At 69.9% G+C, this 16,195-nt stretch carries 11 protein-coding genes and 1 pseudogene; 5 read left to right on the forward strand and 7 right to left on the reverse strand.

Going from position 1 to position 16,195, the window contains the following annotated elements; translation table 11 throughout:
- The first annotated feature begins 124 nt into the window (after positions 1–124).
- Entirely contained in the window at positions 125–484 is a 360-nt protein-coding gene (locus ACF088_RS14670; protein ID WP_392376123.1) for a YciI family protein, read from the forward strand.
- Positions 409–1,704: pseudogene (locus ACF088_RS14675) on the forward strand (RNA polymerase sigma factor); the annotation flags it as partial. The gene ACF088_RS14670 and the pseudogene ACF088_RS14675, both read left to right, overlap by 76 nt.
- Before the next feature lie 218 nt (positions 1,705–1,922).
- Here ACF088_RS14675 and ACF088_RS14680 read toward each other — a convergent pair.
- The 3 genes from ACF088_RS14680 to ACF088_RS14690 form a co-directional block, all read right to left on the reverse strand.
- The gene (locus tag ACF088_RS14680) at positions 1,923–2,621 is read right to left on the reverse strand and encodes a hypothetical protein (RefSeq protein WP_392376124.1); all 699 of its coding nucleotides are present in this window, start codon (positions 2,619–2,621) and stop codon (positions 1,923–1,925) included.
- 608 nt (positions 2,622–3,229) lie between these two features.
- Entirely contained in the window at positions 3,230–5,035 is a 1,806-nt protein-coding gene (locus ACF088_RS14685; RefSeq protein ID WP_392376125.1) for a SpoIIE family protein phosphatase, read from the reverse strand.
- Between the two features lie 208 nt (positions 5,036–5,243).
- Positions 5,244–5,945 carry a class I SAM-dependent DNA methyltransferase gene (locus ACF088_RS14690; protein WP_392376127.1) on the reverse strand — a complete coding sequence of 234 codons (702 nt, stop codon included), beginning with the start codon at positions 5,943–5,945 and terminating at the stop codon, positions 5,244–5,246.
- A gap of 392 nt (positions 5,946–6,337) precedes the next feature.
- On the opposite strand from ACF088_RS14690, the gene ACF088_RS14695 reads away from it, so the two are divergent.
- A complete protein-coding gene (locus ACF088_RS14695; protein WP_392376128.1) occupies positions 6,338–7,543 on the forward strand; it encodes a cytochrome P450 in 1,206 nt (401 codons plus the stop codon).
- 134 nt (positions 7,544–7,677) lie between these two features.
- On the opposite strand, the gene ACF088_RS14700 is transcribed toward ACF088_RS14695, so the two are convergent.
- The 4 genes from ACF088_RS14700 to ACF088_RS14715 all read right to left on the reverse strand — a co-directional run bounded on the left by ACF088_RS14700 (position 7,678) and on the right by ACF088_RS14715 (position 13,818).
- Entirely contained in the window at positions 7,678–9,369 is a 1,692-nt protein-coding gene (locus tag ACF088_RS14700) for an ABC transporter family substrate-binding protein (protein ID WP_392376130.1), read from the reverse strand.
- Positions 9,370–9,463: 94 nt separating this feature from the next.
- A complete protein-coding gene (locus ACF088_RS14705) occupies positions 9,464–11,599 on the reverse strand; it encodes a dipeptide ABC transporter ATP-binding protein (protein WP_392376132.1) in 2,136 nt (711 codons plus the stop codon).
- A 70-nt stretch (positions 11,600–11,669) separates the two neighbouring features.
- A complete protein-coding gene (locus tag ACF088_RS14710) occupies positions 11,670–12,734 on the reverse strand; it encodes an ABC transporter permease (RefSeq protein WP_392376133.1) in 1,065 nt (354 codons plus the stop codon).
- A 103-nt stretch (positions 12,735–12,837) separates the two neighbouring features.
- Entirely contained in the window at positions 12,838–13,818 is a 981-nt protein-coding gene (locus ACF088_RS14715; RefSeq protein ID WP_392376134.1) for an ABC transporter permease, read from the reverse strand.
- 486 nt (positions 13,819–14,304) lie between these two features.
- Here ACF088_RS14715 and ACF088_RS14720 point away from each other — a divergent pair, with 486 nt between their 5' ends.
- Both ACF088_RS14720 and ACF088_RS14725 read left to right on the forward strand, forming a co-directional pair.
- Positions 14,305–14,562: a hypothetical protein gene (locus tag ACF088_RS14720; RefSeq protein WP_392376135.1), complete on the forward strand. Its 258-nt coding sequence runs from the start codon at positions 14,305–14,307 to the stop codon at positions 14,560–14,562.
- A gap of 199 nt (positions 14,563–14,761) precedes the next feature.
- Complete coding sequence (locus tag ACF088_RS14725; protein WP_392376136.1) at positions 14,762–16,174, forward strand: alpha/beta hydrolase family protein; 1,413 nt, start codon at positions 14,762–14,764, stop codon at positions 16,172–16,174.
- Positions 16,175–16,195 lie beyond the last annotated feature (21 nt).

Here is a 16,195-nt window from a genome sequence, read left to right on the forward strand (position 1 = left end):
CTGCCGGAGCGGGCGCAAGAATCTGCCGTCCGGTCGTGCCCCGGTGTCGATCCGCGGCGAGGCCGTTCGTATAGAGGGTGAGACGCCGGCGCAGCGCCGGAACACTCGCCCAAGGAGGCACACCATGACGCACTACCTGCTCAGCATCTACCAGCCCGACGGGGACGGGACCCCGCCGCCGCCGGAGTTCCTGGAGCCGATCATGCACGACGTCGAGGCCCTGAAGGCCGAGCTCAGAGCGGCCGGCGCCTGGGTGTTCTCCGGGGGCCTGCACGCGCCGAGCACGGCCACCGTGGTGCGGCAGAAGGACAACGAGATGCTCACGACCGACGGGCCGTACATCGAGGGCAAGGAGCACATCGGTGGCTTTACCGTCATCCAGGCCCCCGATCTCGATGCCGCACTCGAATGGGGTCGCAAGCTCGCCCGCGCCACCACCCTCCCCATCGAGGTCAGGCCGCTGCAGGACGGGTCCTGCGGGTGACATCCGGCAGGCCGAGGGCGACCGCAGCGGACATCTCCGGCGTGTTCCGCGAGGAGTACGGCCGTGCGGTCGCCGTCCTGGTCCGCGTCTTCGGTGACATCGACGTTGCCGAGGAAGCGGTCCAGGAGGCGTTCACCACGGCGGCCGAGCGCTGGCCGTCCGCCGGGCTGCCCCCGAGCCCGGCGGGATGGCTCATCACCACCGCCCGCAACCGGGCCATCGACCGCCTCCGCCGGGAAGCGTCCCGCGCGGACCGGCAGGCCCAAGCCGCTCTGCTGCACGCCGGGGACGCACCGGCCGAGGAGGGACCCGTGCGCGACGACCGGCTACGGCTGATCTTCACCTGCTGCCACCCCGCGCTCGCCCCCGCCGCCCGGGTCGCCCTGACCCTCCGGCTCCTCGGCGGGCTCACCACTGCCGAGATCGCCCGCGCCTTCCTGGTCGCCGAGCCGACCATGGCGCAGCGGATCGTCCGGGCGAAAGGCAAGATCCGCGACGCACGGATCCCCTACCGGGTCCCTGCCGACGCCGACCTCCCCGACCGCCTCCGGGCCGTACTCGCCGTGGTCTACCTCATCTTCAACGAGGGCTACACGGCCAGCTCGGGTGAGGCACTGGTCCGCGACGACCTGTGCGGGGAAGCGATCCGCCTCGGACGGCTGCTCACCGAGCTCATGCCCGACGAGCCCGAGGCCTTGGGGCTGCTCGCCCTCATGCTGCTGACGGCATCGCGCCGCGCGGCCCGCACCGGCCCGGACGGCACCCTCGTCCTGCTGGCCGACCAGGACCGCCGTCGCTGGGACCACGGTCTCATCGCCGAGGGCCACGCCCTCGTCCGGAGGTGCCTGCGACGCGATCAGCCGGGCCCCTACCAGATCCAGGCGGCGATCCAGGCCGTCCACAGCGACGCACCGACCGCGGCGGACACCGACTGGCGGCAGATCCTCCAGCTGTACGACCAGTTGCTCTCCCTCGACCCGAGCCCCGTCGTGGCCCTCAACCGCGCGGTGGCGGTGGCCGAGGTCGAGGGGCCCGAGCAGGCACTCGCCCTCGTCGGAAGCCTCAAGCTCGACCGTTACCACGTGTTCCACGCCGTCCGTGCCAACCTGCTCCGACGCCTCGGCCGCAATGCCGAGGCGGCCCTGGAGTACGAGAGGGCGATCGCCCGCACCGAGAACGAGGCGGAGCGAGACTTCCTGCGGCGCAGTCGTGAAGCCCTCCCCGGGGAGGGCTTCAGGCCGGCAGTGAAGGACGCAGCCCGGCTGCCACGGCAAGTCCGCGACACCCCGGCAGCGCACCGGTCGTGCGGTGACGGACCTGCGGCGGCGGGTGTCAGAAGTTCCGCAGACAGAGGGGCCGAGGAGGCCAGGAGGCACAGCGGCGAAGTGGCGAGGTGGCGAGGTGGCGAGGTGGCGACGGAACGGTGCGCCGTGGCCCGTTATGCCGAGGCGGCCGCCAGGGACGGAAGCGAGGTGGGCGGCGGCGGGGCGGCGGCGTCCAGGATCTGGCAGGTGTCCGCATCGTGGTGGGCGAGAACGGCGCTCAGGGCTTCGTCCGCCTGGCCGTGCGGCTGAGTGTCCGGCAGAACGGTAATCGACAGATGGCGCAGGAGCTCGGTATGGGCGGCCAGGACCTGACGGGTGCGGGTATCGGTGTGGTCGGCGAGCAGCAGGCGGGCCGCGGTGTTGGCGGCGCGCAGCCGGGGCTGGTGGATGCGGCGGTGGGAGCGGGGAAGGGCGCGCCAGGCGGTGTTGGCCACGGTCACCAGGCGCCAGATCTCGTTGTCGGCGGGTTCGGTGTCGTAGAACCGCAGGCCGTAGCGGCTCACCAGCCAGTAGGAGGCGGCCAGGAGGAGAGCAGTGGCGGTGTCGAAGGTCAGCCAGAGCTGCAGCAGAGGGGGCCGGCCGCAGGCCGCTTGTACGACCAGGGCTGCACCGGCCCCGCCGGCTCCGAACAGCAGCACCCCGGCGAGCAGAAGGAGGAGGCCGGCCGGCAGGGCACCGATCCCGTTGTCACTGTCAAGGCGCGCCATGCCCTTCCAATGGGGCGCCAGATAGCGGGCATAACGGGCCGGCTTGGGGGCGGGCTCGATCAGGGCGATGCGGCCGGCCCAACTGACGCTCTTCGGTCTGTTCATCGTTTGGGTACCCGAGAGGGGGCTGTTACAGGGAATCATGTGAGCGACAACGAGCCATGAGGGAAAACGCGACAGGCGGGGCGGAGGTTTAGGCCGCAGATTCCTCCCACCGGCCGGGCGCGCGGCGCAGCGGCCGGAGTGCGCCGGTGGAACACCTGGCCGATCATCCGACACATCGTCACCGCGAAGCGCCGGCGTGAACCGCGCTCACGGGCGGTCCGGGTGGCCGTCGCCGCCACCTCGTGCGTTCCGCTTCGCCCGGGGCACTGGTCCGCACGCCGTGCGGTGTCGGCGGGGGTGTGGTCGATAGCGCGCTGCGTACGGCGAGGGAGTCCCCAGCGGGGGGGGAGTCCCCGGCCGGACGGGGGGCCGGCCGGGAACGACCGCGCTTGTGCCCTGCGCGGCACCGCCGAAACACGGACGTCGGTCCGGCCGGAGTCCCTGCTCGTCCCCGGTCGGTCCGGCCGGAGTCCCTGCTCGTCCCCGTACCCACCCGCACAGCCGGGTGGGCGCAGAGGGACCCACCGGAATCCCGTGTGGAGGCCACCGGAATCCCGTGGGGGGGCCACCGACATCCCGCGTGCGGGCTCGCGGACGGGAATCGGGAATTACGGCGTGTCCCGTTCCATTGGACGGTGTTCCTCGGGGATCGGCTGCTCGAACCAGACGACCTTGCCCGTGCTCAGCCGGGTCGCTCCCCAGCGCTGCGCGAGCCGGTCGACCAGGTACAGGCCGCGGCCACCCTCGTCGCCCGCCTGGGCACGCCGCATCCGGGGCACCTGCGGTGAATCGTCGCCCACCTCGCAGCGGAGCACATCGGTGCGCAGCAGCCGCAGGGCGATCGGCCGGGAGGCGTAGCGCACCGCGTTCGTCACCACCTCGCTGACCAGGAGTTCGGTCGTATCGAGCAGCGGGTCCAGGCCCCAGCGGTGCAGCGCCCTGCGAGTCAGCTGCCGCGCCCGGCCGGCCGTTTGCGGCTCGGGGTTGAGGAACCAGTACGCGACATTGCGCGGCGGAAAACCGTCGAACCGGGCGGCGAGCAGCGCGACATCGTCGTCCCGGACGCCGTGGTCCAGGATGGTCAGCACCGCGTCGCAGAGCATTTCCAGCGGCGGGGAGGCGACCACGGCGGCAGCGGCTTGCAGGCGGGCGCAGAGCAACTCCACTCCCGTCCAGACGTCCCTGCCCCGGGACTCGACGAGGCCGTCGGTGTACAGGAGCAGCGTCGCTCCCGTGGGCGCGGGCATCTCCACGGATTCGAAGGGGACCCCGCCCACACCGATCGGCGCGCCGGGCGGGATCCGCAGTACTTCGCCCGACCCGTCCGGGTGCAGCAGTACCGGGGGCAGATGGCCGGCGTCGGCCACCAGCAGCCGCTGCGATATGGGGTCGTAGATGGCGTAGAGGCAGGTCGCCATGTGCTCGCTGCCGAGGCGCTGGGCCTGCTCGTCGAGGTGGTGCAGGACCTCTTCCGGCGGCAGGTCGAGCCCGGCGAGGGTCTGCACGGTGGTGCGCAGCTGTCCCATGATCGCGGCGGAGGTCATGGAGTGGCCCATGACATCGCCGACGACCAGCGCGACGCGATTGCCGGGCAGCGGGATCGCGTCGTACCAGTCGCCGCCCACCTGGGAGGTCTCGGCGGCCGGCAGGTACCGGCTCGCCAGCCGGACACCCGTGGTCTCGGGGAGCGACGAGGGCAGCATCGTGAGCTGGAGCGCGTCGGCGAGCGAGGCCTCGTGCCCGTGGAGCATCGCTTTGTCGACGCCGAAGGCGGTGTGGGTGGCGAGCTGGGAGGCGACGAGGAGGTCGTCCCCCGTGAAGGCGAGCCGCTCGGCGCCGCGCAGCAGGGCGACGGTTCCCATGAGGTGCCGGCGGCCGTACAGCGGGGCGATGATCAGCCGTCGGCCCGGTGGCGGTGTCGCCGGCATGCTCGCCACCGGCTCCAGCAGCTCGGTCACCGCGGGGGCGATCTCCGGGGCGTCGCCGAACACGGGACGCCCGGCCTGCAGGAGCTCGGCGAACCGGCCGGTGACCGTCAGTTGCACGAAGTCACCGGAGCCCGGAGGGGCGGCGGTGACCGAGGCCTCCGGCCCCTGAGCGATGCTGTGCAGCCGCAGGACGAGCGGGTCGGCCGGCTGCCGCTCCCCCGTCGGAAGTGGATCACGCAGGTGGACGAGGATCGCGTCGGCGAAGGTGGGGATCGCTGCCCGGCACAGTTCCCGGAGGGTTTCGTCCTGGTCGATTCCCCGGGCGATCCGCCGCGTGGCGGCTTCGAGGTATCGAAGCCGGTCGGTCGGCGTCCCGGGCGCACGCTCCGTCTCGTGCCGGCCGCCGCCCTCCGCGGGGCGCTCGGCGGCGGCCGGATCCGGACGGGTGGTGCCGCGGCCGGACGGGGCCGGGCCCGTTGGGGGCACGCTTCCGGAACGGCCTCTTGTGGGAGACGCCGGCCGGGGCGGTGGAGCGGCGCCCGCGTCCACGGGCGTGGCGTTCACTGCCAGGTCCTGGGGCGCGCCACGGCCCTCGGTCCCGGCGGGGAGCCGCCTGGGGCCTTGGTCGGGGGTGCGGGGCTCCATGACTCGTCTCGTCCATCCGGTGGGTGCCAGGGACCGCGGGGCGGTGGCCTCAGCCGCGTCGCGAGCAGTTGAGGAACAGCTGCTCCTCGGGCGGCACGTCCGAGATCGCGGGGGCGTAGGTGTACGAGGACTCGTCGACGATCTCGAAGTCCGCCTCCTCGATGACCGCGCGCAGGTCGTCCCGCAGGTAGCCGGACACCCGGATGGTGTTGCCGAGGAACGGGATCGTGAAGTAGTCCACGTCGGCCTCCACCATCGAGAGGGTGAACAGGCCGGTGGGAACCAGCAGGTCGTGGATCGTGCGCAGCGCACGGGGGATCTCGGCGCGCGGCAGCATCAGCAGGGAGAAGAAGGCCGCGACCGCCTCGAAACGCCCCAGGTCGTGGGGGCCGCCGGGCTCCAGGTCGGCGATGTCCAGACGGTGGAACGTTGCACGGGGCACATACTCCTGGGCGAGATCCACCATCCCGCGGGACAGGTCGACGCCGACCACCTCGAAGCCCGCCTCCACCAGCTGCCGGGCGGTCGGGAGGCCGGTTCCACAGCCCAGATCCAGCACGCGGGACCCGACGGGCAGCGTCCTGATCAGCCACTCGGCGGCGGCGAGCTGCCCCTTCTTGTACGGGAACGCCTCGTCATAGCGGTCGCCGATCGCGTCGAACGCCTCGGCCTGCCCCTCACGGTCGGGCCGTATGCCCTCGGGGGCGGCCTCATCGCTCTCGTAATCGGTCTCCAGAAATCCTTCGCTCACGAATGACGCCTCTTCACGTGCGTTTATTCGATTACCTCCATCATGCACCCCTCCCGTCCGCCACCGCCCGCTACGCAGCGGGCCGCGGGACCACGTACAGAGCGCGCACAGAGAGCGCACAGAGAGCGGGCAGAGAGCGGGCAGTGCACAGAGCGCGGACAGAGCACGGATCGTGGCCAGGACCGGCCGCTCGTCCGGCAGCCCGACCGTCGCGGGGCACCCGGCTGCCGGCCGCGTCGCCGCCTGGCCGCGTCGCTGCCGGGCGTGACGCTGCCGGCCGTGACGGCCTCACCGGAGACGGCCGACGGTTTGCGGTGCTGCCGTCACGGATAGTCCCCCCGTACTCGCACGTACCGCGGTACAGCAACACGGGGACAGGGACGGGAGACCAGATGGCAACGGAACCGGTGGAGGCCCTTGATCTGGCGGCGTTAGGGGAGGACTTCGTCCGCAATCCGTACGAGGTGTACGCGCGGCTGCGCGAGCGGGGGCCCGTGCATCGCGTACGGCTCCCGGAGGGCACGGTCGTCTGGCTGGTCGTCGGCTACGAAGAGGTGCGCGCGGCCCTCAGCGACCCCCGTCTGTCGAAGGAGTGGCGGCACGCCTCGTCCGCGCAGTCCCTGCAGCCGGTGTCCATCGGCGTGTCGATGCTCCGCTCCAATGCGCCGCAGCACACCCGTATCCGCGGACTGGTCGCCCGTGCCTTCACCGCGCGTCGGGTGGCGTCCCTCGCACCACGGGTCCAGGAGATGACCGACGACCTCCTGGGGGCGATGCTCGCCCGGCCCGAAGGCCGCGGCGACCTCGTCGAGGCGCTGTCCTTCCCGCTCCCGGTCACCGTCATCTGTGAGCTCCTGGGAGTGCCCTTCCTGGAGCGGGAGGCCTTCCGGGCCTGGACCGACACCCTGATGGTCGGTGCCGCGGGGCCGCGAACCAGGGAAGCCCTGACGGCCATGGCCGGCTACCTCGACGACCTGGTGGAGGCGAAGCGCGCCCGGCCCGGCGACGATCTGCTGACCGATCTGATTGCGGTGAGCGACGAGGACGGCGACCGGCTCAGCCGGGAAGAACTCCTCGGAATGGCCCAGCTGTTGCTGATCGCCGGCTACGAGACCACCGCCAATCTGATCTCCAACGGGGTTCTGGCCCTGCTCACCCACCCGGATCAGCTCGCCTTGCTGCGCGCCGATCCGTCCCTCGTCGACGGTGCGGTCGAGGAAATGCTGCGCTATGACGGTCCCCTGGAGACCTCCACGTTCCGTTTCACCGTCGAGCCGGCCGAGATCGCGGGCACGGTGATCCCCGGCGGCGGCGAGGTGGTGCTCCCCGTGATCTCCGACTCGGGACGCGACCCGCTGCGATTCGACGATCCCGGCCGCTTCGACATCACCCGTGACGCCAGGGGCCATGTGGCCTTCGGCCATGGCATCCACTTCTGTCTCGGCGCCCCGCTCGCCCGGCTGGAGGCACGGATCGCGGTGCGCACGCTCCTGGAGCGCTGCCCGGAACTGCAGTTGGACGCCCACCCGGCCGACCTCTCCTGGCGGTTGGGCGCGTTGCTCCGCGGTCCGCGGAGTCTTCCCGTCCGCTGGTCGTGAACGGCCTTCGCGGCAGGCACTCCTGCCGGTAATCACGGGGGCTTCGGTCAACTCCGTGACACACGAACGCCGGTGGCCGTACCCGAACGGATCGGGTACGGCCACCGGCGTGTGGGTGCCTGCTGCTCGGCGGACTACTTGGTGAAGCCGATGTGCTCGTAGACCGGGTCCGTCATACCGAGGGCGCCCATGTTGGCGAGCTTCTTGTTGATCGCCGCGATGTCGGGGCGCTGGTAGAGCGGCAGGACTCCGGCGATCTGCCAGGCCTCGGCGTCGGCCTGGTTGGTCACCTTGAGCGCGCCGGCCGGGTCGGCGGCGTTGGTGCTGGCGGAGTTGAGGAGGTCGTCCAGCTTCTTGCTGCCGACCTTGGAGTAGTTGGTGCCGCCGTTGGCGGTGTAGACGTTGGTGGAACCACTCGCGGCGAACGGTGTGCCGAGCAGGGTGTAGGGCGTGACGTCGAAGTCGCCCGGGGTGATGTACTTGTCGAAGAAGTCGTTGTTCGGCACTGTCTGGACCTGCAGCTTCACGCCGACCTGCCGGTACATCTGGGTCAGCATCGACCCCTCGTTGGTGGCTGCGGGGGTGCCGGACGGGATGACGAACCGCAGGGAAAGCTCCTGCCCGCCCTTCTTGCGCACCTTGCCGCTGAGCTTCCAGCCGGACTCGTCGAGCAGCTTTCCGGCCGCCTTCGGGTCGTACTTACCGAGCTTGCCCGCGTTGTCCTGATACCCCTTCTGGTTGTCGACGAAGAGGTGGTTGTCCATGGTGGAGGGCTTCCATCCCAGGCCCTTGAGGTCCGACTTGGCGATCGTCTCGCGGTCGGTGGCCATGAAGAGGGCCTGGCGGACCTTCGGGTCCTTCAGCTTGGCGCTCTTGCCGTTGAAGGTCAGCTGGCGGTAGTTGGGGCCGCCCGCTTCACGGATTTCACCGGCCGACACCTTGGACACCTGCTTGTAGGCGGAGGCGTCGCCGCCGACGTCGAAGTAGTCGATCTCACCGTTGGCGAAGGCGCCGGGCATCGACCCCTGGTCCATCGCGTGGAAGACGATCTTGTCCAGCTTGGGCTTGTCGCCCCACCACTTCGGATCGGCCACCACCGTGACCGTCTTGGCCGACTTGTCGATGCTGCCCAGTTTGAAGGCGTTGCCGGTAACCGGGATCTTGTTGACGTAGGCGGTGTTGAAGGTCTCCGGGTCGGAGACGTACTTCGCCGGATACAGCGGCTGGTTGGCCGCCGCGTTGAACATGCCCTTCCAGTCCGCGAACGGCTTGGCGAAGGTCATGACGGCCTCATAGTCGTCCTTGCCCTTCTTGACGTCCGCCACCTGGTCGAAGCCGACAGTGGAGGTCACCTTGAACGCCTTGTCGTGGCCGTCCAGAGCACGGGTGTTGGCGGCGATGTCCTTCCAGGTGATCGGCGTGCCGTCGGACCACTTGGCCTTGGGGTTCAGATGCCAGGTGACCACCTGCTTGCCCTTGACGGTCCGGGAGTTCGCGTCCAGCAGGAACGCCTTGTTCGGCGCCTGCTGGGCGTGCGCGTCCGAGTGCCACAGGCTCGGCATGAGGGACTTCATCACCTCGGTGGGGCCGCCCTGCAGTCCATCGATCTCGACGATGTTCCACTGGGTGGCGAACGTCTGCACGGCCCAGTTCATCGTCCCGCCCTGCTTGAGCTTCGCGGGGTCGGTCGCCTTGATGTTGAGGGCGGTCGACTTCTCCGGGGCCTTCTGCGCCGCGTCGTCGTCCGAGCCACCGCAGGCGGTCAGTGCCAGCGACGACACGGCGAGGGTCGCGACGAGCGCGAGGGGATATCGGGAGACCTTCACGGATGCCTCTTCCTGAGCTGTCGAAAACGGTGCCGGCTACGGATGTGCGGGTGCCGAACAGTGCGGTGCACTGCGGAGCGGTCGGGTGGGCCTATCACTGCGCTGCGGGCTCGACCACATCGAGCGGCGCCGCGTAATGGCAGGCCGCCGTGTGGTCCGTGCCGAGGACGGCCGTGGCGGGGTCCTCGTCCCGGCAGCGCGCCTGCTCGCTGTCGCCGAGCCCGGCGTACTTCGGGCAGCGGCCCGCGAAACGGCAGCCGGCCGGCACGTCCGCGGGACTGGGCAGATCGCCTTTGAGCAGGATCCGGCTGCGTTCCCGCTCCTTGCGCGGGTCGGGCAGCGGGACCGCGGACAGCAGTGCCTGGGTGTACGGATGGGAGGGCGCGGCGAAGACGTCGTCGGCCGCGCCGAGTTCCACGATCCGGCCGAGGTACATCACCGCGATGCGGTCGGCGATATGCCGGACGACGGACAGGTCGTGGGCGACGAAGAGGTAGCTGAGCCCGAGGCGGGTCTTCAGCTCGTCGAGGAGGTTGAGGACGCCCGCCTGGATGGACACATCGAGGGCGGAGACCGGCTCGTCGAGAATGACCAGCTTGGGTTCCAGCGCCAGCGCGCGGGCGATGGAGATGCGCTGGCGCTGACCGCCGGAGAACTCCTGCGGGTAGCGGTCGGCGTGCTCGGCCTCCAGGCCGACCATGTCGAGGAGTTCGGGGATACGGGCGGCGATGCGTTCCTTGTCCCAGCCGTGTGTCTTCAGCGGCTCGGCGAGGATGTCGCCGACCGGCATCCGGGCGTCGAGGGCCGCCATCGGGTCCTGGAAGACGATCTGCATGTCACGGCGCAGTCCCTTGCGGTCCGCCCGGCTGAGGCCGCGGATGTCCTTGCCGAAGACGGTGACGGTGCCGGCCTGGCCGCTGGGCAGGTCGAGGATCTCCAGCAGGGTGGTGGTCTTGCCGCAGCCGGACTCGCCGACCAGGCCCAGCGTTTCGCCCTCGCGGATGTCCAGGCTGATGCCGTCGACGGCCCGTACGGTGCCGACCGTGCGCTTGACGATCGCGCCCTTGGTGAGCGGGAAGTGTTTGACGAGTCCGTCGAGGGCGAGAACGCTGGGGCGCTCCTCGCGCGGCAGCCGCTCGATCACGCCGGCTTCCGGGAGGACCGGCACCGGGTAGACGGCGTCGCGGTCGAGACCCGCGCCGATCTCGTGGGCGCGGTGGCAGGCGGTGGGGTGGTCGGAGCCCTCGGCGAGGGTCAGCTCCGGTTCCACCGTGTGGCACCGGTCGATCGCGATGGGGCAGCGGGGGGCGAAGGGGCAGCCGGGCGCCAGGTCGACCATCTTGGGCGGGTTGCCGTCGACGGGGGTGAGCGCGCGGCGTGCGGTGCCCTCCGCGCGGGCCTCGTCCAGCCGCGGGATCGAGCCGAGCAGACCGATGGTGTACGGCATCCGCGGCCTGTAGTAGACCTCGTCCACCGGACCCGCCTCGACCGGCTTGCCCGCGTACATGACCTGCACCCGGTCGGCGAAGCCGGCGATGACACCGAGGTCATGGGTGATCATGACGATGGCGGCGCCGGTGACCTCCTGGGCGGTCTTGAGCACCTCCAGGACCTGGGCCTGGATGGTCACATCGAGAGCGGTGGTGGGCTCGTCGGCAATGATGACCTTGGGGTCGTTGGCGATGGCCATGGCGATCATCGCGCGCTGGCGCATCCCGCCGGAGAACTCGTGGGGGAAGGCGTCCACCCGGCGCTTGGAGTCGGGGATGCCGACCACATCGAGGAGGTCGATCGCCCGTTTGCGGGCGACCTTCTTGTCCAGGGACTGGTGGACCTGGAGAGCCTCGATGATCTGGTCGCCGACGGAGTAGACGGGGGTCAGCGCGGACAGCGGGTCCTGGAAGACCATCCCGATGTCCTTGCCGCGGATCTTCGACAGGGCGGCGTCGCCGAGGCCGAGCAGTTCCCGGCCGGCGAGCTGCACGGACCCGGCGACCTCGGCGCTCTCGGGGAGCAGTCCGAGGACGGCCATGGAGGAGACGGACTTGCCGGAGCCGGACTCGCCGACGATGCCGAGCACTTCGCCGGGGCGCACCGCGTAGGAGACGCCGCGTACGGCCTGCACCTCGCCCGCTTCGCTCGGGAAGGAGACCGTCAGGTCGCTGACGGCGAGGACGGGCTGCGCCGCGTCGAGGGCCTCGGTGGGCTGGGACGGCCTGGTCTCGGTCACCGTCGGGGTCCTTCCTGGGGCGCGCGGTGCGCGGGGTGCTGGTGCTGATGCTGGGGGTGGGCGGCGTGCTTCACGAGGCGGCGCCCTGGCTGCCGGCGGACGTCTCGGGCTCGTCGTCCCGGGTGCCGGCAGCCGTCGCCTGCGCCGGGACCACCGCGGCCACGGACGGTCGCGGCTGCTTCTTCTTGCGGGGCGAACGCGCCTTTGCGCCGGACGCGTTGGGGTCGAGAGCGTCACGCAGCCCGTCGCCGATGAAGGAGATGGAGACGCCGATCAGCACCAGGCAGCCGGCCGGGAAGAAGAACAGCCACGGGTAGGTGGAGGCATTGGTGGTGTTGTCGGCGATGACCGTGCCGAGGGAGACGTCGGGCGCCTGCACGCCGAACCCGAAGTACGACAGGCTGCTCTCGCCGATGACCGCCGCACCGACCTGGATGACGACGTCGATGATCAGCATCGAGGCCATGCTGGGCAGGATGTGCCGGAAGATGATGACGGGCGCGGGGACGCCCATGTACTTGGCGGCCTTGACGAATTCGCGGTCCTTGAGCGTGAAGGTCATGGAGCGTACGACGCGACCGGTGACCATCCAGCTGAAGGCGCCGAGCAGGAACACGAAGATCAGCCAGGTGGCGCCGCGGAACGCGGGCGACAGCACGGCGATGATCAGGAACGAGGGCATCACCAGCAGCAGGTCGACGATCCACATCAGCACCCGGTCGGTCCAGCCTCCGAAGTACGCGGCGAAGGCGCCGACGGTGGCGGAGAGGAAGGTGGAGATGAGACCGACCAGGAGGCCGATGATCAGCGACTTCTGCAGACCGCGCATGGTGAGCGAGAAGAGGTCGACGCCGCCTTGGGTGGTGCCCCACCAGTGGTCCCCGGAGGGGCTGGAGAGGAAGTTCATGAAGTCGTGCTGCTGGTAGTCCCACTTGGTGAGGAACGGGCCGCCGTAGGCGCCGGCGAACAGCAGCACCAGCAGCACCAGGCCGAACAGTGCCAGTCGGTTCCGGGCGAAACGGCGGACCGTCAGCCGCAGTCGTGAGGTACGGGCCTTGGTGGAACGGCCTTCGGTTTCACCGGCTGGGACGGGGCCGGGGGCCGGTTCGGTGGCGGGGGGCAGCTGGACGCTCATCGCGCGCTCTCCTGAGGGGCGGTGGGGGCGGGGCCGGTCGGCGACGGGGGTACCACCCGGCGGTAGCTGGGGGTGGGGGTACCTCCCAGCGGTAGCCGGGAGGTCAACGGACCCGTACGCGCGGATCGAGCGCCGCGTACAGCAGGTCGGACAGCACGCCGGCGATCAGCACCAGTACGGCCGTGAACAGCCCGACGGTGGCAACGGAGTTGACGTCCTGTTTGTTGATCGAGTCGACGAGGAGTTCGCCCATGCCGTGCCAGCCGAAGGTCTTCTCGGTGAAGGTCGCTCCGGTGAAGAGCAGCACGATGTTGTAGACCAGCAACGGCACGACGGGCAGGATCGCGGTCCGCAGCCCGTGCTTGACCAGCGCCTTTCGCCGGCGCAGTCCCTTGGCCCTGGCGGTGCGCAGGAAGTCGCTGCCGAGGACGTCGAGCATGGTGGAGCGCTGGTAGCGGCTGTAGAGCGCCACCTGAAGGATGATCAGGGTCAGTGCCGGAAGCAGCATGTGCTGGGCGCGGTTGACGAGGGCGTCGAGGTTCCACTGCCCCGCGTACTGCGGGTCGTACTCGCCGAGCACCTTGATGGTCTGCGTGCCGTCGTTCAGCGCGGTGGCACCGATCTTGAGCGCCACACCGATCACGAACACCGGCATGGCCAGCACGAAGAACGAGGCGAGGGTGGTGAACCGGTCGAAGAGGCGGTACTGGCGAATGGCACCGAATGCGCCGAGCGCGACACCGCCGAGGGAGCCGATGAGAGTGGCGATCAGCAGGAGCCGGGTGGAGACACCTACCCGGCGGCCGAAGTCGTCGTTGACGTCGTCGCCTTCGATGGTTTTGCCGAGGTCACCGTGGACGACGCCCTCCGCCCAGTGTCCGAACCGGGACAGGATCGGGGTGTCCGGGTTCATGTTGTAGTCGTCGAGCGTCTTGGTGATGGACGACGCGGGCAGCGGCGGGTTGCGGCCCTCGAACTTGGCGCGGGGGTTGAGGCTGAGCCCGGCCAGAAAGTACGTCAGGGACGCGGCGACGATGACCAGGACCAGGTAGTTCGCCAATCGGCGCAGCAGATATCGGCCCATGGTGATGTCTCTCCTCATGCGCACCGAATCAGCCATGTGCAGCTGAAGTGGGGGTCGGTACGGATCAAGCACATCCTTCTCGTAATCGATACGTTTGTCGATCACAAGTTGTTTACGGAGCGGTAACGCCAACTCCCTCGCCAGCAAAGGGTATTGCTACCGCCACCAGCGCAATCGATGGCCAGGGCGCAGCAAAGCTTTCGAATCCCAGGCTTGTACCGCTCCCCCGCGTAGCGAAACCCGATAGTCGGACACCGTGCGAACGTGATGTGGAACAGGGGTAGTTGACGAAGACTTTACGACAGAGAGGGTAGCGGGGACTGCCGCGGACTGACGGGGCGTCCGAAGAGACATCGCAGCTGCTGCCGTCGCAGGGGGATGGATGCACGCCCGGGGGACGACTCAACACGGGCAAGGGATCAGAGGGATCAGAGGGGCCAGAGGGATCAATCGGAATATTCCCGTGCCTGTGATCCCGTGCGGGACGTGGACCGGACGGTCATCAGACTCGGGCTGCTGGGCCTTGGGCCGATCGCCCAGATGCCGTTCCCCACCACCCTGCTCACCGAGTACGGGGAACTGCCGCAGTCGGTGGTCATCCACTCCGGCGCCGTCGCGGCCATGGGGGCCACGCAGCTCGCGCTGACGGTCGTACCACTCGCCTTTTTCTCCGGCCTTTGTCTCCCGCCTTCGTCTCCCGACTTTGTCTCCCCGACGGGTGCGAAGCCGTGTGGGCGGCGCTGATCCCGGTCAGAACGGTGACGGGCAGGCAGGGCAGACGTCTGCGTGCGGCCGCGCAGCGGTTGTGTGCCCAGCAGGTCGGAATCGGCCCGGCACACACCTGCCTCCGCGGTGGAGAGAGGGCCGGTGTGAAGTGCCGTTCGGGGGAAGGGCGGGTGTCGCAGAGGGGGACCGGTGCGCGCGGCTCGTACGTTCGGTCGGCATGACGTACGTATCGGCTGATCACACCTCCGGCCCCACCCGCCGCACCGCGCTGGCCGGGTTCGCCGGTGGGGCCGGGGCCGTACTGGCCTCTGGGTGCAGTACATGGGGCGCCTCGCCCGCGACGGCGCCCACGGCCCGTCGCACGGCGTGGGCCTACGCCTCGGCGAGCGATCCCACGCCCGGCGTGATGACGCTCTTCAAGGACCCCGGCTTCAACTTCAACGGGCTCCTTGCGCTCGGCGCGTCCGGCTACGGCGCCGGTGAGGTGGGCGAGGTGCTCACCGCCGTGAACACCATCAACAAGGACGGCCTCTCCGCGCAGACGTACACCGAGACCTTCAGGAAGCTCGGCGATCAGCTGAGGGAACCGCCGCAGGGCACCGAGCCCGGGACGCAGACCACACGGTTCCGTGCCCTGCGGGCCGCGCAGTACTACGGCCAGGGGCTCTTCTTCGTCCTCGGCTCCCGCACCCCCGGCAGCGAGGAGCAGCTGTACAAGGCGGGGCGTGGCGCCTGGGACGCGTTCTGCGAGCGGGGCGACCCGGCACCGGTGACGGCCCGCATCCCGTACGGGAAGACCCCGCTGCCCGTGTGGTTCTTCCGGCCGGACGGCTCCGGCGAGCGGCGCCCCACCGTGATCCTCACGAACGGCAGCGACGGGCAGAACGTCGACATGTGGACCTATGGCGTCCCCGCGGCACTGCAGCGCGGCTGGAACGCCCTGGTGTACGACGGGCCCGGACAGGGCCAGTTGCTCTTCGTCGACCAGGTGGTCTTCACGCCACGCTGGGAGACGGTCGTCACGCCGCTCGTCGACTGGCTGTCCGCCCGCTCGGACGTGGACAGCGGCAAGATCGCCCTGACCGGGCTGAGCATGGCCGGCAATCTGGCCCCCCGGGCCGCGGCCTTCGAACACCGGATCGCCGCTCTGGTGGCGATGCCCGGTGTGCTCACGCCCTGGCTGGGCTTTCCTCCGGAGATCCGGGAGATCCTCACCCCCGACAAGGAGAAGACCAACAACATCTGGAACAAGGAGGTCGTCCCCGAGCTGCCGCCGTCCGCGGCCGCGACGATGAAGAAGCGCTTCGAGCCCTTCTCCGTGCCGGCGATGCTCGCGGCCCGCAAGGGCAAGATGTTCACCGACTTCTACACCCCCGCCACCCTCGTCAAGTCGCTGGACATCACGGACGTCGTGGGCCGCATCAAGATGCCCACACTGGTGCTCGACTACGACTTCGAGCAGTTCTACCCGGGGCAGCCACGCCAGATGTTCGACCAACTGACGGCTCCCAAGGACTACGTGAAGCTCACCGCGGCCACCGGCGCGCAGTTGCACTGCTCCCCGATGGCCCCGCAGCAGCACTGCGAGGTCGTCTTCGACTGGCTGCAGGAGAAACTGTCGGGCAGCTGACGTGCGCGGCGGCCTCCCCGG

Source organism: Streptomyces sp. NPDC015125 (assembly GCF_043080045.1).
GTDB lineage: Bacteria > Actinomycetota > Actinomycetes > Streptomycetales > Streptomycetaceae > Streptomyces.

Coding starts and splice junctions, on each gene's coding strand:
- ACF088_RS14670 (WP_392376123.1), top strand. CDS start 125: ATGACGCACTACCTGCTCAGCATCTACCAGCCCGACGGGGACGGGACC.
- ACF088_RS14680 (WP_392376124.1), bottom strand. CDS start 2,621: ATGAACAGACCGAAGAGCGTCAGTTGGGCCGGCCGCATCGCCCTGATC.
- ACF088_RS14695 (WP_392376128.1), top strand. CDS start 6,338: ATGGCAACGGAACCGGTGGAGGCCCTTGATCTGGCGGCGTTAGGGGAG.
- ACF088_RS14710 (WP_392376133.1), bottom strand. CDS start 12,734: ATGAGCGTCCAGCTGCCCCCCGCCACCGAACCGGCCCCCGGCCCCGTC.
- ACF088_RS14715 (WP_392376134.1), bottom strand. CDS start 13,818: ATGGGCCGATATCTGCTGCGCCGATTGGCGAACTACCTGGTCCTGGTC.
- ACF088_RS14725 (WP_392376136.1), top strand. CDS start 14,762: ATGACGTACGTATCGGCTGATCACACCTCCGGCCCCACCCGCCGCACC.